This is a genomic window from Bacillus sp. NEAU-Y102 (genome assembly GCF_054788175.1).
This window is the reverse complement of sequence record NZ_JBTWFK010000010.1, coordinates 179019-205000: the sequence shown is the minus strand read 5'-3', so window position 1 is coordinate 205000 and position 25982 is coordinate 179019. Positions and strand designations below refer to the sequence as shown.

The 25982-nt window shown below is 36.0% G+C and carries 22 protein-coding genes, 1 rRNA gene and 1 pseudogene (1 of these 24 only partly in view); 11 read left to right on the top strand and 13 right to left on the bottom strand.

What is annotated here, in order from left to right; all coding sequences use genetic code 11:
* A 16S ribosomal RNA gene (locus ACYFX0_RS23710) occupies nucleotides 1-7 on the bottom strand; it reaches 1545 nt to the left of the window's first position.
* 660 nt (nucleotides 8-667) lie between these two features.
* On the opposite strand from ACYFX0_RS23710, the gene ACYFX0_RS23705 reads away from it, so the two are divergent.
* Complete coding sequence (locus ACYFX0_RS23705; protein WP_000375600.1) at nucleotides 668-3712, top strand: efflux RND transporter permease subunit; 3045 nt, start codon at nucleotides 668-670, stop codon at nucleotides 3710-3712.
* 44 nt (nucleotides 3713-3756) lie between these two features.
* On the opposite strand, the gene ACYFX0_RS23700 is transcribed toward ACYFX0_RS23705, so the two are convergent.
* From ACYFX0_RS23700 to ACYFX0_RS23685, 4 genes are all read right to left on the bottom strand, one after another.
* Nucleotides 3757-4281: a P-loop nucleotide/nucleoside kinase family protein gene (locus ACYFX0_RS23700; RefSeq protein WP_000465748.1), complete on the bottom strand. Its 525-nt coding sequence runs from the start codon at nucleotides 4279-4281 to the stop codon at nucleotides 3757-3759.
* A gap of 136 nt (nucleotides 4282-4417) precedes the next feature.
* The gene (gene pstA, locus ACYFX0_RS23695) at nucleotides 4418-5338 is read right to left on the bottom strand and encodes a phosphate ABC transporter permease PstA (RefSeq protein ID WP_000994151.1); all 921 of its coding nucleotides are present in this window, start codon (nucleotides 5336-5338) and stop codon (nucleotides 4418-4420) included.
* Between the two features lie 2 nt (nucleotides 5339-5340).
* Entirely contained in the window at nucleotides 5341-6231 is an 891-nt protein-coding gene (gene pstC, locus ACYFX0_RS23690; protein ID WP_000676676.1) for a phosphate ABC transporter permease subunit PstC, read from the bottom strand.
* A 70-nt stretch (nucleotides 6232-6301) separates the two neighbouring features.
* Nucleotides 6302-7204, bottom strand: coding sequence for a phosphate ABC transporter substrate-binding protein PstS family protein (locus tag ACYFX0_RS23685; protein WP_460271973.1), 903 nt, complete (start codon nucleotides 7202-7204; stop codon nucleotides 6302-6304).
* A 509-nt stretch (nucleotides 7205-7713) separates the two neighbouring features.
* On the opposite strand from ACYFX0_RS23685, the gene ACYFX0_RS23680 reads away from it, so the two are divergent.
* Genes ACYFX0_RS23680 through ACYFX0_RS23670 form a run of 3 tightly spaced genes read left to right on the top strand, consistent with a single transcriptional unit; the run spans nucleotide 7714 to nucleotide 10068 of the window.
* Nucleotides 7714-7971, top strand: a complete 258-nt coding sequence (locus tag ACYFX0_RS23680; protein ID WP_000252988.1) for a FeoA family protein — start codon at nucleotides 7714-7716, stop codon at nucleotides 7969-7971.
* On the top strand, nucleotides 7968-8690 hold the full coding sequence (locus tag ACYFX0_RS23675; protein WP_000033873.1) for a FeoB small GTPase domain-containing protein: 723 nt from the start codon (nucleotides 7968-7970) through the stop codon (nucleotides 8688-8690). Before ACYFX0_RS23680 ends, ACYFX0_RS23675 begins: the two co-directional genes overlap by 4 nt.
* Entirely contained in the window at nucleotides 8668-10068 is a 1401-nt protein-coding gene (locus ACYFX0_RS23670) for a nucleoside recognition domain-containing protein (RefSeq protein ID WP_000443602.1), read from the top strand. The genes ACYFX0_RS23675 and ACYFX0_RS23670 overlap by 23 nt, the downstream gene beginning before the upstream one ends.
* Before the next feature lie 62 nt (nucleotides 10069-10130).
* Here the strand turns inward: ACYFX0_RS23670 and ACYFX0_RS23665 are convergent, their stop codons facing one another.
* The 8 genes from ACYFX0_RS23665 to ACYFX0_RS23630 form a co-directional block, all read right to left on the bottom strand.
* The gene (locus ACYFX0_RS23665; RefSeq protein ID WP_000493991.1) at nucleotides 10131-10268 is read right to left on the bottom strand and encodes a hypothetical protein; all 138 of its coding nucleotides are present in this window, start codon (nucleotides 10266-10268) and stop codon (nucleotides 10131-10133) included.
* An 11-nt stretch (nucleotides 10269-10279) separates the two neighbouring features.
* Nucleotides 10280-11446 (bottom strand): spore germination protein GerLC, encoded by a 1167-nt coding sequence (gerLC, locus tag ACYFX0_RS23660; protein WP_042597170.1) that lies wholly within the window; start codon nucleotides 11444-11446, stop codon nucleotides 10280-10282.
* Entirely contained in the window at nucleotides 11430-12554 is a 1125-nt protein-coding gene (gene gerLB / locus ACYFX0_RS23655; RefSeq protein WP_000802021.1) for a spore germination protein GerLB, read from the bottom strand. Before gerLB ends, gerLC begins: the two co-directional genes overlap by 17 nt.
* Nucleotides 12555-14033, bottom strand: a complete 1479-nt coding sequence (gene gerLA, locus ACYFX0_RS23650; RefSeq protein WP_003276720.1) for a spore germination protein GerLA — start codon at nucleotides 14031-14033, stop codon at nucleotides 12555-12557.
* Between the two features lie 101 nt (nucleotides 14034-14134).
* Nucleotides 14135-15607, bottom strand: a complete 1473-nt coding sequence (locus ACYFX0_RS23645) for a sodium:solute symporter family protein (protein ID WP_000125940.1) — start codon at nucleotides 15605-15607, stop codon at nucleotides 14135-14137.
* Nucleotides 15604-15801 carry a DUF3311 domain-containing protein gene (locus ACYFX0_RS23640; protein WP_000719836.1) on the bottom strand — a complete coding sequence of 66 codons (198 nt, stop codon included), beginning with the start codon at nucleotides 15799-15801 and terminating at the stop codon, nucleotides 15604-15606. The genes ACYFX0_RS23645 and ACYFX0_RS23640 overlap by 4 nt, the downstream gene beginning before the upstream one ends.
* A gap of 1 nt (nucleotide 15802) precedes the next feature.
* Entirely contained in the window at nucleotides 15803-16978 is a 1176-nt protein-coding gene (locus ACYFX0_RS23635) for an amidohydrolase (RefSeq protein ID WP_460271972.1), read from the bottom strand.
* Between the two features lie 132 nt (nucleotides 16979-17110).
* Nucleotides 17111-17821, bottom strand: coding sequence for a C39 family peptidase (locus tag ACYFX0_RS23630; RefSeq protein WP_000734492.1), 711 nt, complete (start codon nucleotides 17819-17821; stop codon nucleotides 17111-17113).
* Nucleotides 17822-18196: 375 nt separating this feature from the next.
* On the opposite strand from ACYFX0_RS23630, the pseudogene ACYFX0_RS23625 reads away from it, so the two are divergent.
* The 7 genes and pseudogenes from ACYFX0_RS23625 (at nucleotide 18197) to ACYFX0_RS23595 (ending at nucleotide 25976) form a co-directional block, all read left to right on the top strand.
* Nucleotides 18197-19613: pseudogene (locus tag ACYFX0_RS23625) on the top strand (amino acid permease).
* Between the two features lie 282 nt (nucleotides 19614-19895).
* On the top strand, nucleotides 19896-20771 hold the full coding sequence (locus ACYFX0_RS23620; protein ID WP_001176164.1) for a cytochrome aa3 quinol oxidase subunit II: 876 nt from the start codon (nucleotides 19896-19898) through the stop codon (nucleotides 20769-20771).
* 33 nt (nucleotides 20772-20804) lie between these two features.
* Nucleotides 20805-22739 (top strand): cytochrome aa3 quinol oxidase subunit I, encoded by a 1935-nt coding sequence (qoxB, locus tag ACYFX0_RS23615; RefSeq protein WP_000762373.1) that lies wholly within the window; start codon nucleotides 20805-20807, stop codon nucleotides 22737-22739.
* Between the two features lie 13 nt (nucleotides 22740-22752).
* Entirely contained in the window at nucleotides 22753-23355 is a 603-nt protein-coding gene (qoxC, locus tag ACYFX0_RS23610) for a cytochrome aa3 quinol oxidase subunit III (RefSeq protein ID WP_000729316.1), read from the top strand.
* The gene (gene qoxD / locus ACYFX0_RS23605; protein ID WP_000068425.1) at nucleotides 23356-23667 is read left to right on the top strand and encodes a cytochrome aa3 quinol oxidase subunit IV; all 312 of its coding nucleotides are present in this window, start codon (nucleotides 23356-23358) and stop codon (nucleotides 23665-23667) included. It begins immediately after the preceding gene.
* Nucleotides 23668-23887: 220 nt separating this feature from the next.
* Nucleotides 23888-25717: a monovalent cation:proton antiporter family protein gene (locus tag ACYFX0_RS23600; RefSeq protein WP_106082025.1), complete on the top strand. Its 1830-nt coding sequence runs from the start codon at nucleotides 23888-23890 to the stop codon at nucleotides 25715-25717.
* Between the two features lies 1 nt (nucleotide 25718).
* Nucleotides 25719-25976 carry a DUF4022 family protein gene (locus ACYFX0_RS23595; RefSeq protein ID WP_003300023.1) on the top strand — a complete coding sequence of 86 codons (258 nt, stop codon included), beginning with the start codon at nucleotides 25719-25721 and terminating at the stop codon, nucleotides 25974-25976.
* Nucleotides 25977-25982 lie beyond the last annotated feature (6 nt).

Sequence of the window (25982 nt, the reverse complement as noted above, 5' to 3'; positions counted from 1 at the left end):
CCAATAAAGTTAGTTTGTCTAGCATCTAAAAATAAAAATTGACGTTTCACGTTGTTTGTTTCGTTCAGTTTTCAAAGAACTTGTCCGCCGCTTCAGAAGCGACTTCATCATATTAACATCTTCATTTTTCGATGTCAACTAAGTTTTAAAATTTCTTTTTTGTCGTTTTTCTGCGTTTCCGCATCAGCGACGTTTATTAATATACCATCATGTTTTTTAAATAACAAGTGTTTTTTATAAAAAGCACAAAAAAATTATCTATCCTACTTTTTCTATAAAAAGAACTGTTATCCTTTCTACTAAGAATAGTTATTCTGATTGTATACTACTACACTTCATTCAACCAAATTGCATTTCACAATACCTTCCCAGATTTTCATTCTCTTCTATATAAAAATTTATAATAATTATCCTTCTATAGAATAGCGATATAAATTAGCCGTAAGAAAAAATTACATCCCAATTAAATAGCCAACCACGCGCATTAATCCCTTCCTTCCCATTCAAAAATTTAATTCCCTACAAATAACAACATTCCAACGCAAATATAAACTTAAGAATATTATTAGAATTTTTTTACATTTAATTAATGAAAGATATCCATTTTTTGTTATATAGTAAGAAAGGACGTATTCAACTATAAATAAAGCAATGGAGGAATTATTTTATGGATAGGTTAACAAAGTTTTCATTAAAAAACCGCTCCGCCATTATCATCATGATTTTTCTCATTTCCATACTCGGTGTTTATTCCGGCTCTAAATTACCTATGGAATTTTTGCCAAGTATCGATAATCCAGCAATCACCGTCACAACCTTATCTCAGGGACTTGACGCTGAAACGATGACAAAAGACGTAACTGACCCTCTCGAAAAACAATTTCGTAATTTGGAACATATCGATACCATCACTTCTTCTACGCACGAGGGATTATCACGTATCGACATTGCATATACATCAAAAGCAAACATGAAAGATGCAGCACGCGAAGTCGAAAAAGCCGTCAATACAATTAAATTACCTAAAGATGTAACCAAGCCCGTAGTTAGTCAATTAAACACTTCTATGATTCCACTCGCCCAAATTACTATCCAGAAACAAAACGGTTTTTCAAAAGCAGATGAAAAACAAATTGAAAAAGAAATCGTACCACAACTCGAAAACATTGATGGTGTTGCCAACGTTATGTTTTTCGGAAAATCAACCTCTGAATTATCTATCGTACTTGATCCGAACCAATTAAAAAACAAAAACGTAACATCACAGCAGGTACTAACTGTTTTACAAGGAAAAGAAACTTCTACTCCAGCCGGGGCAATTACTGTTAATCAGGAAGAATACAACCTCCGCGTCATCGGGGACATAAAAAATGTAAATGACATTAAAAACATCACTGTGGCACCCCAAGTGAAATTACAAGACATTGCTCAAATCGAAATCAAACAACACTACGATACAATCTCACATATAAACGGCGAAGAAGGCACAGGGTTAATCATCATGAAAGAACCGAGTAAAAATGCAGTTGCCATCGGAAAAGAGATTGATAAAAAAGTTAAAGAGATAAATAAGGAATATAAAGATCAATTTTCTATTAAACTTTTGGCTTCAACCCATGAACAAGTTGAAAATGCTGTTACTAGCATGGGAAAAGAAGTAATACTTGGAGCAATCGCTGCAACTCTAATTATCTTAATCTTTTTACGTAACTTCCGAACAACACTCATCGCTGTTGTCAGTATTCCATTATCTATTTTATTAACACTCTTTTTACTACATCAATCTAACATCACACTTAACATTTTAACCCTTGGTGGTTTAGCTGTTGCGGTTGGACGTCTCGTCGATGATAGTATCGTTGTCATCGAGAATATTTTCCGCCGTTTACAAAAAGATTCTTTCTCTAAAAATATTATTCTTGATGCAACGAAAGAGGTCGCCGTCGCAATTACTTCTTCTACTTTAACAACGGTCGCTGTTTTTTTACCTATCGGCCTCGTATCAGGAGCAATCGGAAAATTAATGTTACCTATGGTATTAGCAGTTGTATATTCTATTCTATCATCCTTAATCGTTGCACTAACAGTTGTTCCACTTATGGCTTTTTTACTACTCAAAAAAACAAAGCATCGAAAGCCAAGTTCTTCATCACGATATGTTGCTACCTTAAAGTGGTCTCTTTCTCATAAATTCATTATTCTACTTACTGCATTTTTATTATTTGCAGGATCAATTGCAGCCTATATATTACTACCGAAAGCAAACATAAAATCTGAGGACGACACAATGTTATCTATTAACATGACATTTCCAGCCGATTATAATGCTGAAGCTCAAAAACAAAAAGCATTCGATTTCGAAAAGAAATTACTTTCTAATTCAGATGTAACAGACGTTATTTTACGAATGGGATCTAGCGCAGAAGATGCACAATGGGGGCAAACAACTAAAAATAACCTTGCTAGTATATTTGTAGTCTTTAAAAAAGGTTCTGATATTGATCAATATATTAAAGAGTTAAAAAAGGAAAATAAAACTTTCGAGCCTGCTGAACTGGATTATATAAAAACAAGTTATTCAAGCTCTGGCGGCGGAAACAATTTGCAATTTAACATAACAGCTACTAACGAAGGGAATTTAAAAGAGACGGCTACTATCGTCGAAACAAAACTAAAAAGCATGGATAATCTTTCTAAAGTAAAAACGAATTTAGAATACTCTAAGAAAGAATGGCAAATTCATATTGATCAAACAAAGGCTGAACAACTAGGCTTAACACCAGAAATAGCTGCGCAACAAGTAGCATTCCTTATGAAGAGATCGCCTATTGGCGAAATTACAATTAATAATGAAAAAACTACTATTATGATAGAACACAAAAAGGAAAACATAAATAAACAAGACGATATTTTAAACACAAACTTACTATCACCTATTAATGGACCAATTCCTTTAAAAGACATCGCATCTATTTCAGAAAAACAAACACAAACAGAAATTTTCCATAAAGACGGAAAAGAAACAATTCAAATTACCGCCGAAGCTTCAAATAAAGATTTAAGTAAAGTAAACACAGAAGTAAATAAAGCGATAAATGACTTAGATTTACCTAGCGGTGCAAAAGTAAATATCGCAGGAGCTACTGAATCTATGCAAGAGAATTTTACAGATTTATTTAAAATTATGGGGATCGCAATCGGGATTGTATATTTAATTATGGTTATCACCTTCGGGCAAGCACGTGCTCCTTTTGCAATCTTATTCTCCCTGCCATTAGCTGCTGTCGGTGGTATTTTAGGATTAATCATTTCACGAACACCTGTTGATGTAAATTCCTTAATCGGTGCATTAATGTTAATCGGGATTGTCGTTACAAACGCTATTGTATTAATAGAAAGGGTCCAACAAAATCGGGAACACGGACTGGAAACGAGAGAAGCCTTACTGGAAGCAGGTTCTACTAGACTACGTCCAATTATTATGACGGCTATAACAACAATCGTCGCTATGCTACCACTCTTATTCGGTCAATCGCAAGCAGGAAGTATGGTATCAAAAAGTTTAGCCGTAGTTGTCATCGGTGGTTTAGCAGTCTCAACTGTTCTTACATTAGTAGTCGTTCCAGTTATGTATGAACTATTAGATAAAATCGGAAAAAAAAGGCGCTCCCGTAGAAAAATAAGCACTTCTACAGAAACACCCGATATTTAAAACCAAAAGGCGTTATCTTCACGAATGAAGATAACGCCTTTTCTCTATCTACTCATATAATCTATCATGTTTTCCGCATACCGCTCTAGAGGTTCACTAGAATCCACAATAAGATATTCACTATTTAAAGGTTTCTTACTACCATTTAACCACTTTTTAAAACCTACTTCCGACCTCACTTTTTCAATTTGACTAATCATACGCTTACGTGTTTGCAGTCTCGCATTAATCTCTTCCATATCATTAAGATAACACTCAATATATTTATATTTCACACCATGTTTATTTGATAATTTAATCCCTTTTTCAACCATTCCCTCATATAAACATGGACTATCCAATATAACACTATGCCCTTGTTCTAAATAAGAATCAATCAATGCCCATTCAGCATCATATGCAAGTCCACCAACTATCGTTGATTCAATACCTTTCACTTCTAGTGATTTTAACAATGCTGATTTCAAAACGTCATGATCTACAATTATAGCACCTGTTAACTTCGCTATATACTTAGAAACTGTGGATTTTCCCGCCCCTGGAAAACCTGACATTTGCAGAAAAAACAAATTAAATCCACTCCCTCATTTTCACCTCTTTATCTATATAACGAATTACAAATTCAACAAGCGCTATACCTTTTCCTTCTATATTAAAATGCAAAAAGAACCCTCTACTTATAAATAGAGAGTTCTCCTTTGTAACTTATGCCGCTTTTATCTTCTTCGTCGTTTTACTTTTTCTTTTCGTTCCTGTAAAGCGCTTATGCAATACAGATGCTATCAAGCGTGAAATGACATTGAATAGTAATACCATAATAATTAATACAGCTGCAGATTTTGTCGCAATCAACTTCGCATCTGGAATAAACCCTTCAGAATTTAACTTCCAAATATGAACTGCTAACGTTTCAGCTGGTCTAAACGGATTTAAAGGATGCGCAGGACTCGAGAAGTCCGCTGCTGAATTTAAAATCGGAGATGTTAAACCCGCTGTGTAAATTAATGCTGCCGCTTCCCCAAATATACGACCCGCCGCTAAAATAATCCCTGTAATAATTTGCGGTAATGACGATGGGATAATAATACGAACGATTGTTTGCCACTTTGTTGCACCTAATCCAAGACTTGCCTCTTTTACATTATGAGGCACTTCTGAAATAGCATTTTCACAAACACGTGTTAAACCTGGTAAGTTTAAAATAGTTAAAGCAAGAGCACCACCCATTACTGTGTATCCCCAGCCTGTCATTGTAACGAACACTAACAAACCAAATAAACCAACAACAATAGATGGTAAAGACGCCATTGTCTCAATGCATAAACGAACAAAATTTAAAAAGCGCCCTTGTTTTGCATACTCTGCTAAATATATTCCAGCACCTAGTCCAAGAGGAATAGATATAATAAGCGTTATAACAAGCATGTAGAATGAATTGAATAACTGCGGACCAATCCCACCACCAGCTCTTGTATTACTTGGTTCTCCAAACAAGAAATTAGGATCCCAAAAACCCCATCCCTTTTGTAAAATTTCAAACACTAAGAACACTAGCATAGCTACGACCAAAGCCGCAACCGCATAAAAGATACCCGTCCAAACTTTATTTACCGTTCTTGCATTCATTATTATCGCTCACCTCTTTGCCCAATCGCTCGAATTACTAAAATAAACAGGAATGAAATAACAAGTAAAATCATCGCTAAAGTCCATAGCGCATTATTCCAAGCAGTTCCGTTCAATGTATTTGTCATGTCCATTGTCAAAATACCAGTTAACGTTGCTGTCGGACTATATATTCCTTCTGGTAATTTAATCGTATTCCCGATTACCATTTGAACGGCTAGCGCTTCACCAAAAGCTCGCGCTAAACCTAAAACAACACCTGTTAAAATTCCTTTTTTCGCAGCAGGAACAATCACTCGGCTAATTGCTTGCCATTTCGTTGATCCTAGGCCATAAGAAGCTTCTAAATAATCAAATGGAACAGAGCGTATTGCATCAGAAGCGATACTAGCAATAGTAGGTAAAATCATAATACTTAATACAACGATACCCGCAATTAAACTAAAGCCCACTCCCCCGAACGAATCACGTAATAACGGAACTAAAATCGTAACCCCTAATAATCCGTATACTACTGACGGAATACCGACTAATAATTCTAAAACAGGCTTCAATACTTTATTTCCAAACTTCGGCGAAATTAAATTCATGAATATAGCCAGAGCTATAGCAATTGGTGCACTAATAATAACCGCACCTAACGAAACCACTGTTGAACCTACAATAAAAATTAAAGCCCCAAAAGATCCTTGATCAGCATTTGGATTCCATTTTGTCGATGTTAACATCTCAGTAAACGAGATACCACTTTGTGTAAAAGATTGAATTCCTTTGCCACAAATAAACGCAATAATAGCTAATGTAATTAAAACAATAAAAATACCACAAAACGTAACAAGTGATCTTCCTATATATTCACTTTTCACGTAATTAATTTGTTTTTTCCCCTTCATCACAGGACAGACCCCACTTCACAGATTGAAATGAACAGGACTGGCCTTGCAGCCAGCCCCATAAATTTGATTACTTATTTAATTTAGACATTGGAATGTAGCCCATATCTTCTACTTGCTTTTCAAAGTCTTTACCTTTTACATAATCGATGTAAGCTTTTGTTGCTTCTTTCGCTTCACCTTTTGTTACCATATACTCGTAAGACCAGAATGGATATTTACCAGACGCAATGTTTTCAACTTTTGGATCAGCACCATCAATTTTCACTGTTTGCAGTGCACCTTTTTTATCACCCACCATGTAAGACATTGCTAAATAGCTTACTGAACCTGGAGTAGAATTGATAGCTTGCTCTACTGCACCGTTAGAATCTTGTGTTGTTCCAGTTCCATCATTGATTTTTGCGTCTTTCATAATTGTTTTTTCGAATGTAGCACGTGTACCAGATGAAGCTGGACGATTAATTACGTTGATTTTTTCATCTTTTCCGCCTACTTCTTTCCAGTTTGTTACTTTTCCAGTGAAGATATCTTGTACTTGTTGCACTGTTAAGTTATCAACTTTTACATCTTTATTTACAACAAGAGCGAATGCAATACCCACTACCTTGTTATCTACTAATTCTTTCGCCTTTTCAGCATCTTTTATTTTATCTCCGGACGGAACATCTGAATTACCAATTTGCACTGCACCAGATGCTACTTGGTTAATCCCAGTTCCACTACCGCCACCTTGAACTTGAATAGAAACTTTTGAATTTTTCTCCATGAATTTCTTTCCAGCTTCCTCCGCAAGAGGTAGAAGAGCTGTAGAACCAGCTGCTGCAATCGTACCCGATAATTCTTGTTTTGTATTATCGCTTCCTTTAGCAGTTTCTTTACTAGTTGTATCTTCTGCTTTTCCACACCCAACTAATGCTCCTGCTACCACTAAAGCTGCTAAAGAGAATTTAATACCTTTTTTCATAACCATGTCTTGTACCCCCATTTGGATTATCACTTTTCGAATTCATTTTCTTTCGAACACAAATTCATTGTAGGACAACAATATTATGTGAGTGTTAAGCAATTTTTAATTTTAAGTAAATGACGATAATAACCCTTAAAATCTATGAATCCCAACATTTGCAGTTAAAGAATCCAACAAAAACCACACTAACTATGCTGTAATGTAAATTTATTCTTAACAATGTAAATTCAATGTAAATGTTTTTCTCTCTTTTTCCCTTTTAGTTAAAGTTATATTTACAATTCCGCTGTATTTTGTAACTTTTACACGCCTAATTTATGCACATTAAAAAGAATTTCAGTAATATTTTTTAGTACAACTAAATAAATTGGAACAATTCTAAAATTAAATGAATATTTTTAAAGTACTAATTGACAGCATCATCCAATGTAGTCTACTATATTACTAACAAAAAGTTTACCTAAGGAAACTTTTTAAACTAACACTAACAATATAGAGAAGAGGTAACTTTTATGGTATCGGCTAATACTAAACCCCTTTCCGATTTTAAAACAGGGGAATTTGTACAAATTGAGAAGATACAATTAGAAGGAACTATGAAACGACGTTTATTAGATTTGGGATTTATCCCTGGGGCAACGATTAAAGTATTGCAACGCAGTCCACTTGGAGATCCGGTCGCCTATCAAGTGAGCAACACAACTATTGCACTGCGAAAAGAAGAAAGTTCCCTTATTTTCGGGGTATTAATAGGAGATGATTTCAGATGAGCAAACATCGTATTGCTTTAGCTGGCAACCCGAATACCGGGAAAAGTACATTATTTAATACTTTGACAGGTTTAAAACAACATACTGGAAATTGGACAGGAAAAACTGTTTTAAAAGCTGAAGGAGAATATGAACATAACGGAAGTACTTATACATTAATAGATTTACCTGGAACTTACTCACTATACTCAAATTCCGCGGACGAAGAAGTGGCGAGGGATTATATTATATTTGAAAAACCAGAAGTAACTGTAGTTGTCATAGACGCAACTGCTATGGAAAGAAATTTAAATTTAGCACTCCAAGTGATGGAAATGACAAACAATGTAGTCATTTGCATTAACTTAATTGATGAAGCCGAGAAAAAAGGTATTGTTATTGATGAAAAAAAATTAGCAAAATCACTTGGTGTACCTGTAGTTAAAATTTCAGCACGTAACCGAGTAGGCATTGGTCATTTACTAAATGTTATTGCAAAAGTAGCAAATAAAAAACTAATTCCAACACCAATTAAAATTACTTACAGCGAAAAAATTGAAAATATGATTCAAGAATTAGAACCACAAATTTATAAGGTGTTCGGTGATACGTATCCAGCACGTTGGATTGCGTTACGTATATTGGATGGAGATAAAAATTTCTTAACTACACTTCAAAAACACCATAATGAACCACTTGTAAGGGAGGTCGTAATTAATGGAATCTCACTCAGCCAGTAAAGCTCTTCCATTAGACTATATTATTCAACATGCACAAACACTTTCAAAAGAAGATATACGAGATGATATAGTCGGAGATATTTATCGAACATCTGCAAGCATATGTAAAGAATCCGTCCAATATACAAATACTGATAAATTATATCGTTCCGAAAAACTAGATAAAATTTTCACATCTCCAATCTGGGGATTCCCAATTATGCTCGGTATTTTATCTATTATTTTTTATCTTACAATCGCAGGTGCTAACGTACCATCTGATATGATTGCCGAATTCTTCGGATGGGCCGAAGGATATTTAACATCTTGGTTCCAAGCAGCGCATGCACCTGAATGGTTACATGGCATTTTAATACTTGGTTTATTCCGTGGTATCGGTGCTGTTATTAGCGTTATGTTACCACCTATGGCAATCTTTTTCCCTATGTTCGCGCTATTAGAAAACTACGGATACTTACCACGTGTCGCGTTTAATATGGACCGCTTATTCAAACGATCCGGCGCACACGGGAAACAATCTTTAACAATGGCAATGGGATTTGGTTGTAATGCAGCAGCCATTATGTCAACACGTATCATTGAATCACCACGTGAACGTATGCTAGCAATTTTAACGAACAACTTCGTTCCTTGTAACGGTCGCTGGCCTATGCTAATTTTAATGGCTTCACTATTTATGGCTGCTGGTTATACAGGCAGTATGCAAACATTGGTTACTGCTGGCGTTGTAGTTGGAATGGTTGTAATTGGTGTTATTATGACATTAACTGTTTCTTGGGTACTATCAAAAACAGCCTTAAAAGGGGTTCCAACTCACTACACACTTGAGTTACCTCCGTACCGCAAGCCAAAAGTTTGGAATACAATTGTTCGCGCAACACTCGATAAATCAATCTATGTTTTAAAACGAGCTATAGTTGTTGCTGCCCCTGCGGCTGCATTAACTTGGTTACTTGCTAACATTTTTATCGGTGACACAAGCTTACTTATGTATTTTGTAAACTTCCTAGATCCATTTGCTAAAATGTTAGGACTTGACGGGTTTATTCTAGCTGCATTCATTCTTGGACTACCCGCTAATGAAATTGTAATCCCAATTTTATTAATGTCTTACTTATCAACTGGGGCTTTAACTGAAATAGATGATTTTAATCAAATTAAAAATCTATTCCTAGAAAATGGTTGGACTTGGTTAACAGCGTTAAACACAATGTTGTTCTCACTTCTTCATTTCCCGTGTGGAACAACATTGGTTAACATATATAAAGAAACAAAAAGTGCAAAATGGACATTCTTATCGTTTGCAATCCCTACCGTTATCGCCATTGTTGTTACATTCCTCTCTACACAATTGGTACATTGGTTAGGGCTTGTATAAAGCAAAGCATACATAGAAGGTATCCCCCTTCACGTTTGCTTTGCACGAAAGAAACCTGAAAATCATTCAGGTTTCTTTTTTTGTACATCAGTATTCCACGGCTGTGCTCCATACGTTGTGAGTTTTTTATGAATAAAATATATAGCTCCTGGAAGAACTGCCATTAATATCGTGCAACTAATCCCTAAACCCGTAAACAACTTACATCACCTTATTTCACTTTCTTCGGTAAAGCTGAACCTGAATGTTCAATTGTCGGATCAACATGAACATTAATTTCAGCATTACTAAAATAATTCTGACCTTGATCCCAATTCTTACTAATTTTTTTCCACTCTTTATAATTATGCCTCTTATATACCTCTCCTAATTCCAATACATCTACCTTATATTTTTTTTGAACAAGTTGTATAGACTTTTCAATACGCTTCGTCATTTCCTTTGAAATCTCTTTCTTTAAAAGCTTTTCACTCATCACTTGTTTCGGTTCATTAAAATGCAACTCAGCTAATATGCCTTCTGTGGACAAATGAATATCAAATTTCGGTTTTGTAGCATTTTCAGTAGACACCTGGATCTTTCGGCGCAACTTATGAATTTCATATGTAATAAGCTGATTCTTTTTACGAACAGTAAAGAAACCTCCAATTTTTTTACCTATTATATAGTTCATTCCTAATGTTTGTTCTCCACTCAAAATTCCAACGCACTTATTATCCTTTCCACGAACCAATGCCGCTCCTTCCATTTGCACCCCTTGTTTTGTTAGCCCTAAAAGAGGTAATGCAAAACTTCGATTTGCAATCATTTTCCCCTGCACTTCACCAATTCTCGCCGCCTCAATCATTTGAGCGTTTTTCGGAGGATGTTCAGCTAACATATCAATATACTGCGCCGGTAAATTTTCAGGTTTTGCACTCTGTTTTAAAATAGATTCTGCATTTTTCTTTGAAACAAACAAACGAATATTTCTTCTCATTTCATGATCACGAATATATACATCTAACGTATTTTGCAAAACATACGGATTCGCCAGTAATTCTTCCGAAAAAATAATCACTTGTATATGTGGAAAAAATAATGTTCGACTAATTTTTTTAGCAATAATTCGGATTTGCTCAAAGACACTATCTGCTTTTGCACTCACATTAATATAATTTTCACTATCTCCATCCCCCTGTCCACCTTGTTGTGCTAACTTACTGGGAAGTACCATCTGATACGTCCCTTTTATAATCGGATTTGTTTTCTTTTTCTTCACAATATCGTAAGCTGCGCCTACTACAAATCCTCTTTCTTCTATTTCTTCTAGTTCAGAACACCCACTTATAAATCCAGCTAAAATCATAACCATTATAATTTTAAGAAGGTTTTTCATTTCTACCATTCCTTCTTTTTATTTTATATACAATAAAAACTAACAAAGGAGCTAACACGACAAACCCCATATCTATCCAGGCTAAATACGTTCCGTAACTTGATAACGTATCTAAATTGCCAGGAAGCATATTCAGCATAAAAATTATAGGCGCGCTTCCGAAAATAAAAATATGTTTCTTCACTTTCGGAAACATGGCACAAAACAATAAAGATGCGACGTCATAGTACATTGCTGTAGTATTATAAATAGTAATAATCCAAGTCGTAAAAAAAATCGCATCAAACCTTTCTAAAAAACCTCCACCAATCTCAATTTCTTTCCCTAATTCAATCGTTGGATATGTCAATCCACGAGTTGTCATATACGTAAAAACACTAATACAAGTTACATAAATTAAAATGTATGAGAGCACATTTACTATCACGGCTTTTGCAACTGCCATTGGTGCCTTTTTCGCTGTCTTATCATTCAATAACACAGCATAAAACAGAGCTACCTCAAATCCAATAAATGTGAATATAGAATTTTTAACCCCAACAGCGTATTGACTTACTTCCGTTTGAAAAGCTGGAAATAAATTGTTTATTTCCATTAAATTTATATTTAATAAAGAAAGAAGCATTATCGCAATTAAAACAATAGGTAAAAATAGAACATTTAACCTTAATAAGGCTGCTCTTGATCCTGCTATTCCGTAAATAACAACTAGTAAGAAGAAGAAAGACAGTAGTTGTATCGGTGTCTCACTAAATAAATACGTTTGAGAAATAATTGAAATCATTCGCGATTCATATGCTGTCAAAGCAGCAAACGTTAATACTAAAATACTACTAATTGTGTATGCAACAGGCTTTGTCAAATGTGCACTTGTATATTGAACAAAGTTTTGTTTCGGAAATAAGATAGCTACCCTCGTTACAAACCAGCCTAAAACTGCACATACCAATCCACCCAAAAGTAAAATAATCCAACCGTCCGAAAATAAAGTTTGGTTAGCGATATCTCTTGGCATAGACAATGCCCCTATGCCAATGATGGTCGACGATACTGCAAACCCAATTTCCCGAGATCCAATCTCTTCATCGCCATACTCAAATGGTTTCAATTATTTTCGCTCCTTTGGACGTATTGTAGAATCTTTCGTTTGTAAATATTCTGGTCGATCTTTCAACATTGATTTTGGCATGCGAATAAACTCTTCTTTCCAATCTTTATAAAATGCAGGAGCAATTGGAGTTGTATACGGTACACCAACACTTGTTAAATTTGTAATATGAACAGCAAGCGCAATAAGAGCTAGAATGATTCCATACAACCCAAAAGCAGTTGCTGCTAACACAAAGACGAAAAGTAAAATACGAAACGTGATCGTAATGCTATATACAGGGAGAGAAAAGGTAGCGATAGCTGTAACCGCAATAATGATAACTAAAAACGGATTTACAATTCCTGCGTTCACCGCTGCTTCTCCAATTACAAGACCACCTACAATCCCAATTGTTTGCCCCATCGGTTTCGGCAACCTAATTCCTGCTTCTCGTATTAGCTCCATCGTTAATGCCATCATTAACGTTTCAATATATGCAGGAAACGGAACCCCTTCTCTTGCTCCAGCAATTGAATAAGCCAATTTAGAAGGAATAAGTCCTTGATGATATGAGACGAGCGCTACATACATCGCTGGCATTAAAATCGCAATTATACCAGAACCCATCCGCAAAATTCTTAATAAAGTCCCAATTACCCAACGCTCATAATGATCTTCCACAGATTGAAAAATATCAACAAATACTAATGGCGCAATGAGAGCAAACGGTGATCCATCCACTAAAATAGCCGCCTTACCTTTCATTAATGAGGCCACAATATTATCAGGCCTTTCTGTGTTCAAAAATTGTGGAAACGGTGACAAATTATTATCTTGAATTAATTGCTCAATCGTTCCCGTCTCAAAAACGACATCTGTCACTATTGATTGAAGACGCCGATCTAACTCTTTTACAATGTAAGGATTAATAACGTCTTCTACATATACTAAAGTTACTTCTTTTTGGGATCTCTTCCCTATAATATAAGATTGAAATCTCAGCTTTGGGTCACGTAAACTACGTCGGATTAACATTTTATTCACATTAATATCTTCATTTAATCCGATCCTCGGTCCACGTATTAAATCTTCAGTTACTGGTGGTTCTAAACTTCTTTTTTCCCAAGCCCTACTATTAATAACGATAGCAGTTTGAATATTATCAATTAATATAACTGTATCTCCCGCTAAAATCGCATTCATAATGTCTGGAAACTTCGTCTTTACACCCACTTCTGCGATAGAAATAAAACGATCCAATAACGTTTGAACAACGGCTTCCTCACTTGGAATTTCTTCGTATTGCAGCGTACGAACGACATATTTATAAACATTATCCTTGTCTGTTAATCCACATAAAAACACAACCGCACAACGTGTAAAACTCCCAGCAAGAGCAACTTCTCTAATTGTTAAATCATTAGGTGAACCTAACTCATCCCTAATTTCTTTCATAACTTCAAATAAGTTACCTTCAAGCTCTAACAATTTCCCCACCTAACTTCCTTTTCAACAAGTTTTTAGTTAGATTCCGCTAATAGAAGAAAATATATACAAAAAAGAGCTATCTCTTTTCAAAGATAGCTCTAATAAACGAATTACTTTTCTACTATTATGCTGTTTTTCTTTATAGATACACTTTTTGTAAATCCACTAACTACAAACATCACAATCATATTAATTAACAATGCGACTATACCTACATTTAAATCTTTTATAGACTGCGGAAAACTCGGAAACATCGTAGCTATATTAGAGCCCGATAAAGTGATATATGCAACAACTAATAACCCCATTCCCATTCCTGCAATCGCTCCTTGCTTCGTAATAACCTGGCGTGGAAACAAACTACAAACAAGTGCAGGGAAAAGTTGTGTAACGATACTGTATCCCATTAACAGAAGGGCTCCTATTGTTTCTCCTCCTTTAAATGTAAATAAAACTGCTACGAGCGTTACTACAGGTACAAATAACTTTGCAGCTTTAGCAACTTGTCTATCTGAAGCAGATGGAACCATCGTTCGATAAATATTTTTCGCTAACAGTGTAGAAGCCGCCATAACAAGCATAGAGCCTGGAACTAACGCCGTTAATACTCCCGCACTACCAATAATTCCAATAAACCAAGGATCAAAAGTTTGTAAAGCAAGACGGAATAACGAAAGATCCACATCCGCTCCCTTTAACCCAGGAACTTGCAATATAGCAGCAAACCCTGCAAAAAATACGAAAAGTAACACTAAAGAATACAATGGCATAATTGCTGCATTTTTACGAAATACTTTTTCATTTTTTGCAGAAAAAGCAGAAGCAAATGTATGAGGCCACATATAAAAACCTAGGGCCGTTAATATAATAGTAGAAACAAACCAAGAAATACTCATTCCTTCTTCAGGTAAAGATAAAAATCCCGGCTTCGCTGCTTCTACAGCCTCAAACATAGGCTGAAATCCTCCATAATAATGATACGGTAAATATATACCTAAAAACATAACGATAAACAGTATCATAATATCCTTCAAAGCAGCCGTCCAAGCCGAACCGTGTATACCTGAAACCATTACATATATAGTTATAACAATAGCACCAATCCATACTGCAACAACAGGTGACACCCTTCCGTAAGAAGCTTCTGAAACGATAATCCCCAGTCCCTTTAACTGTAAAACAAGATATGGGATGATGGAAACAACACCAACAACTGAAACAATAAGTCCAAGCGCTTTACTTCTATATTTCTTCGCAAAAAAATCCGACTGCGAAACAAGGTTATGCTCTTTCGCATACTTCCAAATTGGTGGTAATAAAAAATACGATAAAAGATAAGCTAAAGCACCATATCCCAAAATATAAAAGGTAGGTGCTCCTTTACTATACGCCCAGCCGCTTCCCCCTAAAAATGTAAACGTCGTATAAATCTCACCTGCCATCAGGAGAAAAACAAAAATAGTGCCAAATCCTCTTCCCCCAACTGACCATTGCTCTAAATTCATATCTTTTCCATGTTGTGCCCGAATCCCTAAAAATAGTGCGAGAAACAAAAATAAAATAATAATAAGTAATGCAGTCATTTTACATCCTCCTTATTAGCAGGATCAAACACGTACACAAGCCCCATACAAAGAGATGTAATAAACACTGATAATAATACCCAAAATAATAAAAATGGCATCCCTAATACGTAAGGAGTAACTGAATTCGCAAATATTGGCCCAACTACTAAACAAAGTACTGGAATAAGCGCTAAGATGTGTATTTTCTTCATCTCATTCTCCTTTACTTATAAAATTCATAATGGCTGATACAAAGACTTCCACTCCAATCGGTAATGCATCTTCATCAATTGTAAAACGAGGATGATGATGAGGATATATAATACCTTTCTCTTTATTTCCCGCTCCGATAAAAAAGAATGTCCCTGGTGCCTTTTGTAAAAACGCTGAAAAATCTTCTCCAGCCATCGTCGGCTGCAAACGAACAACTCTATCTCTTCCATAAAGTTGTAATGCCGTTTGTTCAATAAGCTCTGTAACTTCATAATTATTTACAACTGGTCGATATCCATATTCATAAGAAAACGTATATTTCGCTCCGTAAGATTCCGTAATATGCTTCACAATCCGCTCAATCTTCTTCTCTGTTTCACCTCGTAACTCATGTCTTAAACTTCTCACTGTCCCTTCAATCTCCGCTTGCTCTGGTATTACATTATGAGTTGTCCCCGCATGAAATTGAGTAACGGATATTACGAGAGAATCTAATGGATTCGTGAGGCGAGATACAATTTGCTGAAGTTGCGAAACGACTTGTGTACCGATTGCGATACTATCCACCGTTTCATGAGGGATTCCAGCATGTCCACCTTTTCCCTCTATCCTAATTTTAAAAACATCCGGTGCAGCCATTGCAGGACCATAAATAACGCCTATTTTCCCAACCTCTAACGACGCCCAAAGGTGAGCACCAATGATATAATCCACACCTTCCATTACACCTGCCGCAATCATCTCCTCTGCACCACCAGGAAAATTTTCTTCAGCATGTTGGAATAGAAAACGAATCTCCCCTTTAATCTTCTCTCTTGCTTCTACTAACTTATATACAACCCCAAGTAATATCGCTATATGTCCATCATGACCACACGCATGCATCACACCTTTATATGTAGAAATAAAATCAAACTCATTTTCTTCATGAATAGGAAGAGCATCCATATCGGCTCGAACCGCAACTGTTTTGCCCGGCTGTTTACCTACTAACTTTGCCATCACACTATATTTAGCCGGCCGTGACACTTCTAAATATGGGCATTTCCGAAGTATATCGAACACAAACTGCGATGTTTTTTCTTCTTGAAAAGATAACTCTGGATACTTATGAAAATGCCTTCTCCACTCAACTAACTGATTTTTTGACAAAACAAGTTCCTTTGCAACATCCATACCCCTTCACTCCTTCTTCACCAAGTTAAATGTTATTATAACGTGAATTGTTAACTTTTAAAAGAATATTCTGAATTTTCAAATATGATAAACCAAAAAGAAAAAGCCATCCAAAAGATGACTTTTTCTTTATTATAAAATAGTAATCGCTTGTTTTCCCATTTGCTCCCAAGCTTTCTCAAATTCTGCTCGTGGAACAGCCAAACGTGGATTATTTTTCAGAGGATCATTTACATATACAAAGTTTTGATCATATCCAATTACTACTGCACTATGCTCATAATATGTAATTTTCACTTCGCCTGAACTCGTATTCCATGTTTCAAAACTACTTTCAGCTAGCGGCTTAAACGTCGTATTAATAATGACCCATACCGGGGAGCCAGAACTAATTACTTTATATATATCTTGCATGTCTCTACCTGTTAAATTAATTACTTTTTCAGGAACATATTTTTCTGCTAAATCAAAGATTGGTTTATTGTATACACCATATCCAGGCTTTGCCTTTGTATAAATATTTCCTACAAACCCCTCGTAAGGATTTCCACGCAAACCATTTTGTTCAAATGGAACACGATAAATTTCGCTAGCAAGTTGCATCTTATCTACTTGTACACCTTTATATTGCAGCAACATAGCTAAACTTGTCACTTCACATCCTCGAGGTAATTCTGGTAATTGTTTAATAAACGGAACATCTTCAATCATAGCTGCTTCTTTCATTTCAGATAGAAACTCTAAGCGTAAAACTTGCGCCTTTTGCATGATTTTATCTTTCCCTATAAAAAATGCAGCAGCAAGTATAATACCAAAAACAAAAAGATATTTTAACTTTTTCATTATAAACAAAACTCCATTAATTATTATTTTACAGACACAACTCTTATCATTGTACCCTTCTTCTTACTAGTTTACTAGAAAGATCATGTGAATTATCGCTCATAGAATTAATTATAAAAATTCTAATTATTTTTAATAGAAAGAAAAATAAATATACATTTCCAAAATTTTTTGCTAAAATCAAAATTGTTAACATGGTGAAGATATCACCATGTTAACAAACATTCTTAGAGTATTTAGTCATAGTTCATTTTTTACATACTCCATTCATTTCATAGCAAATAAACCGAGTGTGTGTTGCATCCCCCACTAATGATTAAAAACTCAGAATAAAATGAAGTTCACACATTCAAGAAAATACGGGGTGAGGGGCATATGAATCAACAAATTGAACAAACAAATTTAAAACGAACAATGAAAAGTAGACACCTATTTATGATTGCACTCGGTGGTGTTATCGGAACCGGGCTATTTATGGGATCTGGTCAAATCGTCCATAATGCCGGACCTGGTGGCGCTATTCTTGCATTTTTAGTCGGTGGATTTGTTATGTATTTAACGATGTTATGTCTTGGTGAATTATCTGTTGCTATGCCAGAAGCAGGTTCATTCCAAAGCTATGCAAGCAAATTCATTTCACCTGGTTTTGGATTTGTTGTCGGTTGGATGTATTGGTTAAATTGGGCTGTTACAGTTGGCGTAGAGTTAACAACTGTAAGTATTTTAATGAAACGCTGGTTTCCAGACGTTTCTTCATGGATTTGGTGCGTTACATTTGCAGCAGCGCTCTTCCTCGTAAACGCTTTATCAGCAAAAGCATATGCAGAAGCAGAGTTTTGGTTCGCAAGTGTAAAAGTTGCAACAATTGTTATTTTCATCGTACTTGGTGGCGCTGTTATGTTCGGTTTACTAGACTTTAACGGAAAGCCAGCTCCGATGCTTCATAATTTCACTGAAAATGGCGGGCTATTTCCAAACGGTGCATTAGCTGTTCTTCTTACGATGATTACAGTAAATTACTCCTTCCAAGGAACAGAATTAATCGGAATCGCTTCAGGAGAAAGTGAAAATCCTGAAAAAACAATTCCAAAAGCGATCAAAAATACAATTTGGCGAACTCTCTTCTTCTTCGTCTTAGCGATATCAGTTGTTGTAGGTTTACTCCCATGGCAAGAGGCTAATCTAGTCGAAAGTCCGTTTGTACTTGTTTTTGATGTAGCCGGTGTCCCATATGCAGCAGACATTATGAACTTTGTTATTATTACAGCTGTATTATCCGTTGCTAACTCTGGTCTATACGCAAATTCTCGTATGCTGTGGGCGATGGCAAAACAAGGAATGGCAAGCCCAGCATTTACGAAATTAACTAAAAAAGGTGTACCGCTAAATGCATTAATTTTCAGTCTGATTTTTGCTAGCCTTTCCTTATTAACAAGTGTATTTGCGGCAGATACTGTCTTTCTAGTTTTAACATCTATTGCAGCAATGGCTGCCGTTGTCGTTTGGATGTCAATTGCCGCTTCACAGTTTTTCTTCCGTAGAAATTTCGTGAAAAATGGTGGCGACATAAATGATTTAAAATATCGTACACCGCTCTATCCGCTAGTTCCAATCGTGGCGTTCTTACTCAATTTCATTACATTTGTTAGTTTGGCTTTCATTCCAGATCAAAGAATTGCTCTTTATTGTGGCATTCCATTTATGATTATTTGTTACATTTTATACCAATTTAAATATAAAAAAAATTGTCACACTTGAACAGCCACGAACTATCACACAAAAAATAAACTAAATATACAAAATATTCAGCTATCTTTCTTATGATAAGATAGCTTTTTTCTATTTCTTGGATATCCTGGTATAACTTTATTTATCTTAAAATTTTCACAATCACGTTTTTCTCTGGAAAATAGTTTACAATGTAATCAAGTTACAAATGATATTCACCTTAAAAAGTGTGCATTTGTGTCTATTTTTTAACAATATATCAAAAACTATTGCCTTCTATAAATTAATAGGTTTATATTGTTTTATTGGCATAGTTTCAATCCAAGGAGAAAGGAGATTTTCAATCGTGCAACTAAAGAAAGCGTTTTGGAAGTTGGCTTCGCTTCTTCCGTTATCATTACTTCTGTTCCTCGGTGGCTGTGATAAAAAACTCGCAGTATTAAATCCGCAAGGACCTGTTGCAAAAGCACAGTATGATTTAATTGTTTGGTCATTCTTGCTTATGTCATTAATTATCGCAATTGTATTCATTCTGTTTACAGTCATCTTGATTCGTTATCGTGAAAAACCAGAGAATATGGACTATGAGCCACCTGAACAACACGGTAACACATTACTAGAAATTATTTGGACGCTTGTTCCTGTTATTATCGTTATCGCATTATCGATTCCAACAGTAAAAGCAACTTATGCTTCGGAAGAGGTTCCGAAAGAGTCCAAACATATTAAACCAGTTGAAATTTATGTTACATCTGCAAACTGGAAATGGTTATTCAGTTACCCAGAGGAAAAAATTGAAACCGTTAACTATTTAAATATCCCAGCTGGTGTACCAATTCAATTCAAACTGACTTCTGTCGGCCCAATGAATGCTTTCTGGGTACCAGAACTTGGTGGTATGAAGTACACAATGGATGGCATGATTATGGATCTTTATTTACAAGCTGATAAGCCAGGTTCTTACCTAGGCCGTAGTGCGAACTTCTCTGGTGAAGGATTCACACACATGGAGTTCGAAGTTGAAGCAAAAACTAAAGAGAAATATGACAAGTGGGTTAAAGAAGTACAAGAAAAGGCTGATAAGTTAACCGAAGAGAAGTACAACGAAATTATTAAACCTGGTGTAGTTGGACGCATGACGTTCTCTAGTCACCACTTAAGTTATGTAGATCCAAAATCACTTGAATATTGTGATTACAACTACTACAAAAACAAAAAATAATAGCTATTATTCCAACAGATTGGAGTGAACACAGTGAAGCTTGATGAATTCTTTGTCACAGGTGACCCGATTATTTACGGTGCAGACGCTTCTATCGTTCTTGTGACATTAGCAATCATTTTCGTACTAACAAAGTATAAAAAATGGAAATGGCTTTGGGACGAATGGTTGACAACTGTTGACCATAAAAAAATCGGAGCCATGTATATTATTTCTGCGGTTATCATGTTATTCCGCGGTGGTATGGATGGTTTAATGATCCGTGCACAGTTAACATTCCCAGAAACAACTTATTTAAACGCTGAACACTATAACGGAATCTTTACAACGCATGGTACAGTAATGATTCTTTTCATGGCAATGCCATTCGTTATGGGATTAATGAACCTTGTAGTACCATTACAAATTGGTGCTCGTGACGTTGCATATCCGTTCTTAAATGCTTTAAGTTTCTGGTTATTCTTTGTCGGAGCAATGTTATTCAACATCGCTTTCGTAATCGGTGGTTCTCCAGACGCTGGGTGGACTTCTTACTTCCCAATGGCAGGTACAGAGTTTACTTCAGGCGTAGGAAATAACTACTACGCAATTGCATTACAGATTTCAGGTCTCGGTACGCTAATGACCGGTATTAACTTCCTTGTTACTATCTTAAAAATGCGTACACCTGGTATGACTTTAATGAGAATGCCAATGTTTACTTGGTCAATCTTAATTACAACAATTATCATTATTTTCGCTTTCCCAGTATTAACAGTTGCTCTTGCATTAATGACATTTGACCGTCTATTCGATGCTCACTTCTTTACGATGGCGAGCGGCGGTATGCCGATGTTATGGGCCAACCTGTTCTGGGTATGGGGTCACCCTGAAGTATATATCGTTATTTTACCGGCATTCGGTATTTTCTCTGAAATCATTAGTACATTCTCACGTAAGCGTCTATTCGGTTACAGTGCGATGGTATACTCAATGGTTGCAATTTCTTTACTAAGTTTCGTCGTATGGCTTCACCACTTCTTCACGATGGGTGCAGGTCCAGCGGTTAACTCATTCTTCTCGATTTCGACAATGGCGATTTCGATTCCAACCGGGGTTAAGATCTTTAACTGGTTGTTTACACTGTATAAAGGACGTATTCGTTTTACAGTTCCAATGCTTTGGTCATTGGCATTTATTCCAAACTTCGTAGTCGGTGGGGTTACAGGGGTTATGCTTGGAATGGCAGCAGCTGATTATCAATACCATAACAGCTACTTCCTAATTGCTCACTTCCACTACGTATTAATCGCAGGTACAGTATTCGCTATGCTTGCTGGATTCACATTCTGGTATCCAAAAATGACTGGTCATATGTTAAATGAACGCCTAGGTAAATGGACATTCTGGATCTTTATGAGCGGATTTAACATCTGTTTCTTCCCAATGTACTTCTTAGGTTTAGACGGTATGACTCGTCGTATGTACACTTACTCTGAAAGTCTTGGATGGGGATGGCTAAACCAAATCGCATCTGTTGGTGCGGTAATGATGGGTATTGGCTTCCTACTTCTTTGCTACAACGTAATTTGGAGTGCACGTCACGGTGAACGTGACACAACTGGAGATCCATGGGATGGTCGTACACTTGAATGGGCAACTCAATCTCCTGTACAACATTACAACTTCGCAAAGCTTCCTGAAATTAAAGAAGCTGATGCTTTCTGGTACATGAAAAAACGCGGAGAAACAGTTACACCAGCAGCAGAAGATATCAAACCAATTCACATGCCAAGTAACTCTGGTGTGCCTATTATTGCGTCTTTATTCTTCGGTCTTGCAGGTTTCGCATTAGTATTTAGCTGGTTCTGGCTTGCAGCAATCGGTGGTATTGGTATTTTAGCTTGCTTAATCTATCGTTCATTCGATTATGACGATGGTTACTACGTAAGTGTTGATGAAATTAAAGAAACAGAACATATAGCATGAGAGGTGAAATGACATGGCGGCTTTAGATAAAAGCTTACCTTTGGAATATCAATCCGAACAAAGCAGATTGAATATCCTAGGATTCTGGATTTTTCTTGGGGCTGAAATTATGCTGTTCGCAACACTTTTCGCCTCTTATCTAGTCCTTGCTGGTCGTACGGCAGATGGCCCAACTCCAGCGCAACTGTTTGAACTTAAAACGCTTTTAATTCAAACATTACTACTTTTAACAAGTAGTTTCACATGTGGTATCGTAATTCACGAAATGCGTAAGCACAACCAAAAAGCGATGCTTGGATGGTTCGTCCTTACATTACTTTTAGGTGCAGGTTTCCTATTCTTCGAGATTGAAGAGTTCATTATGTATATTGGTGAAGGCGCAACAATTCAAACAAGTGCTTTCCTATCTGCATTCTTCGTTCTTCTTGGAACGCATGGAGCCCACGTAACAGGCGGTATCATTTGGGCAATTTGTGTTATTATCCAAATTTTAAAACGAGGTCTAACACCAGTTACAGCTCGTAAAGTATTCATTATCAGCTTATACTGGCATTTCCTTGACCTTGTTTGGGTCTTCATTTACACACTAGTTTACTTGAACGGGATGGTGGCGTAAATGGCTCAAAACAACAATCAAGCAAATGGGCATGCGCATAGCGGATTCCCTTGGTCACACGTTTTCGGATTTATTTTATCGCTTGCATTAACGTTTCTAGCGTTATACGTGGCACTTTACACAACATTGCCACTTTCAACAGTCTTAACAACTATTATCATCATGGCTGTTGCGCAAGCATTGTTACAATTAATTATGTTCATGCATTTAAAAGAAGGAGAAGGAAGAGTTCAAATTCTTACAATGATATACAGTTTCTTCGTTGCAACTGCAACAGTTGGTTTAACTGTATGGATCTTCTTCTCAATGTAATGTACATGAAAAAGACTGCTGAGATTCCTCAGCAGTCTTTTTTTATCCCCTCCCCTATTACATCCACATTACGGAATTAACAACAGAATCATGAAAAATATACTTATTATGACAAATGTTAAGAAAAGTCTTTCTTTATGAAATCGAATCCATATGCGTTGCTTTTCTACCTATTATATGGCTAAATAGGTACTATATTTATTTGAAGGGAGAGAACGCAATGGAACATCATACTTCTGTTCTATCACTTATGGTTGTCGTTGCAATCGCGTTTTTCGTTCCCCTTTTGTTACAACGCTTTAAATTAAAAGCACTTCCTGTTGTCGTTGCAGAAATTATTGCAGGAATCTTTGTAGGTAAAAGTGGGTTTAATATTATTGAGCCAGATATATGGCTTCAAGTTTTATCAACATTAGGATTTATCTTCCTCATGTTCTTAAGCGGTTTAGAAATTGATTTTTCTATCTTTAAACAAAAAGGGAAAAAAAATACGACAAACGAGCCAAATACATTTCAAGCAGCAAGCATTATCTTCTTATTTATTTTCATCTTATCTTATGCCCTATCATTACTATTCGTATGGCTAGGATTCGTAGATAATGCAATGTTCATGACTTTAATTATTTCAACTATTTCTTTAGGGGTTGTTGTACCAACATTAAAAGAGAACAACCTAGGAAAAACTGCAATCGGACAAATCATTTTATTAGTTGCTGTTATTGCAGACTTAGTTACAATGATTTTACTCGCTGTTTTCGTCGGATTAAATTCCGAAAGCGGCCAAAGTATGTGGCTCTTACTTCTTCTATTCGGTGCCGGTATTGTCATTTACTTTATTGCAAAACGCTTTAAAAACATTCCATACTTAGATAGTTTAAAAGCTGGTAGTGTACAAATTGATACACGGGCTGTTTTTGCACTCATTTTAATCTTAGTTGGTTTATCGGAATCTGTTGGAGCAGAAAATATTTTAGGTGCCTTCTTAGCAGGCGTACTTGTATCGTTATTATCACCAAATGAAGATATGGTTGAAAAACTTGATTCCATCGGCTATGGTTTCTTCATCCCTATTTTCTTCGTAATGGTTGGTGTAAATCTAGAGGTATGGTCTATTTTTAAAGAGCCTTCTAGCATGCTAATGATCCCAATCTTAATTGTAGGACTCTTTATTTCAAAACTCTTACCATCACTCGTCTTACGAAAATGGTATCCACGTAATATCGTACTTGGAAGTGCAATTTTATTAACATCGACACTTTCTTTAGTTATTGCGGCTGCACAAATTGGTGAAAAACTGGGGATTATCAGTCCAAGTTTATCTGCCTCTCTTATTTTAAGCGCAGTTATTACTTGTATTTTTGCACCTATATTATTTAAAAAAATGTTCCCAAAAGTAGAAACACCAAAACCAAAAGTAGCTATTATTGGCGCGAGCAGAATTACCCTTCCGTTATCACTAGATTTAAAACGAGAAGATTATGACGTAACGCTATATATGATGCGTCAAAACAAAATAAATGATGAAGAAGCGAAATCACATGACTTTCCTATCGTGAAATTAGATGACATCACAATTGCATCATTAACTGAACAAACAGCATTTGATGCAGATCGCGTCGTTGTTGCAACAAGCGATGATGAACAAAACTTATTATTGGCAGAACATGCAAAAGAGCTAGGTGTTGAACATGTTATTGCAAGTGTAGAAGATCCACTTCTACAAGAAAAAGCAACGCAAGAACATATCGCTGTATTCTCAACAATTAACTCTACACGTATTTTATTACGTGCACTTATTGATAAACCTAGTCTCGTTCGCTTAATTACAACAGCAAACGAAACAGTACGCGAAGTTGAACTGCGCAGCAATAAATATAACGGCGTTGCGCTTCGCCGCCTCCCGTTTTTAGGTGATGTACTTGTCATTCAAATCTACCGCGGTAACAAAGCATTAATACCACATGGTGATACAAGACTACAACACGGTGACACATTACTTGTAACAGGTTCAAAAGAACATATCGATACACTAAAAAACATATTAGAGTAAAATGTTACTATCACATATTATGAGGATGGATCACATTATGTCTATTGTAACTTTAGCTCTTTTATTATTAGCAGAAATACTCATTGCCATTATTCTCATCGGTGTTAGTATTGAGATTTGTAGTTACGGATGGAAAAAATCGAATGGAATAAAATATTCTTGCCTCCTACTTTCACTCCTTCTCGGAACTGCTAGCATACTCGGACTTCTCGCCGCACCTGCTTATTTCTTTATACAATTAACAGAAAAAGCCTTATAAGAAAGG

Coding starts and splice junctions, on each gene's coding strand:
- ACYFX0_RS23675 (WP_000033873.1), top strand. CDS start 7,968: ATGAGCAAACATCGTATTGCTTTAGCTGGCAACCCGAATACCGGGAAA.
- ACYFX0_RS23595 (WP_003300023.1), top strand. CDS start 25,719: ATGTTACTATCACATATTATGAGGATGGATCACATTATGTCTATTGTA.
- ACYFX0_RS23670 (WP_000443602.1), top strand. CDS start 8,668: ATGGAATCTCACTCAGCCAGTAAAGCTCTTCCATTAGACTATATTATT.
- ACYFX0_RS23645 (WP_000125940.1), bottom strand. CDS start 15,607: ATGACTGCATTACTTATTATTATTTTATTTTTGTTTCTCGCACTATTT.
- qoxD (WP_000068425.1), top strand. CDS start 23,356: ATGGCTCAAAACAACAATCAAGCAAATGGGCATGCGCATAGCGGATTC.
- ACYFX0_RS23635 (WP_460271972.1), bottom strand. CDS start 16,978: ATGGATGTTGCAAAGGAACTTGTTTTGTCAAAAAATCAGTTAGTTGAG.
- gerLC (WP_042597170.1), bottom strand. CDS start 11,446: ATGAAAAACCTTCTTAAAATTATAATGGTTATGATTTTAGCTGGATTT.
- pstC (WP_000676676.1), bottom strand. CDS start 6,231: ATGAAGGGGAAAAAACAAATTAATTACGTGAAAAGTGAATATATAGGA.
- ACYFX0_RS23600 (WP_106082025.1), top strand. CDS start 23,888: ATGGAACATCATACTTCTGTTCTATCACTTATGGTTGTCGTTGCAATC.
- ACYFX0_RS23705 (WP_000375600.1), top strand. CDS start 668: ATGGATAGGTTAACAAAGTTTTCATTAAAAAACCGCTCCGCCATTATC.
- ACYFX0_RS23685 (WP_460271973.1), bottom strand. CDS start 7,204: ATGGTTATGAAAAAAGGTATTAAATTCTCTTTAGCAGCTTTAGTGGTA.
- qoxC (WP_000729316.1), top strand. CDS start 22,753: ATGGCGGCTTTAGATAAAAGCTTACCTTTGGAATATCAATCCGAACAA.
- pstA (WP_000994151.1), bottom strand. CDS start 5,338: ATGAATGCAAGAACGGTAAATAAAGTTTGGACGGGTATCTTTTATGCG.
- ACYFX0_RS23680 (WP_000252988.1), top strand. CDS start 7,714: ATGGTATCGGCTAATACTAAACCCCTTTCCGATTTTAAAACAGGGGAA.
- ACYFX0_RS23630 (WP_000734492.1), bottom strand. CDS start 17,821: ATGAAAAAGTTAAAATATCTTTTTGTTTTTGGTATTATACTTGCTGCT.
- ACYFX0_RS23640 (WP_000719836.1), bottom strand. CDS start 15,801: ATGAAGAAAATACACATCTTAGCGCTTATTCCAGTACTTTGTTTAGTA.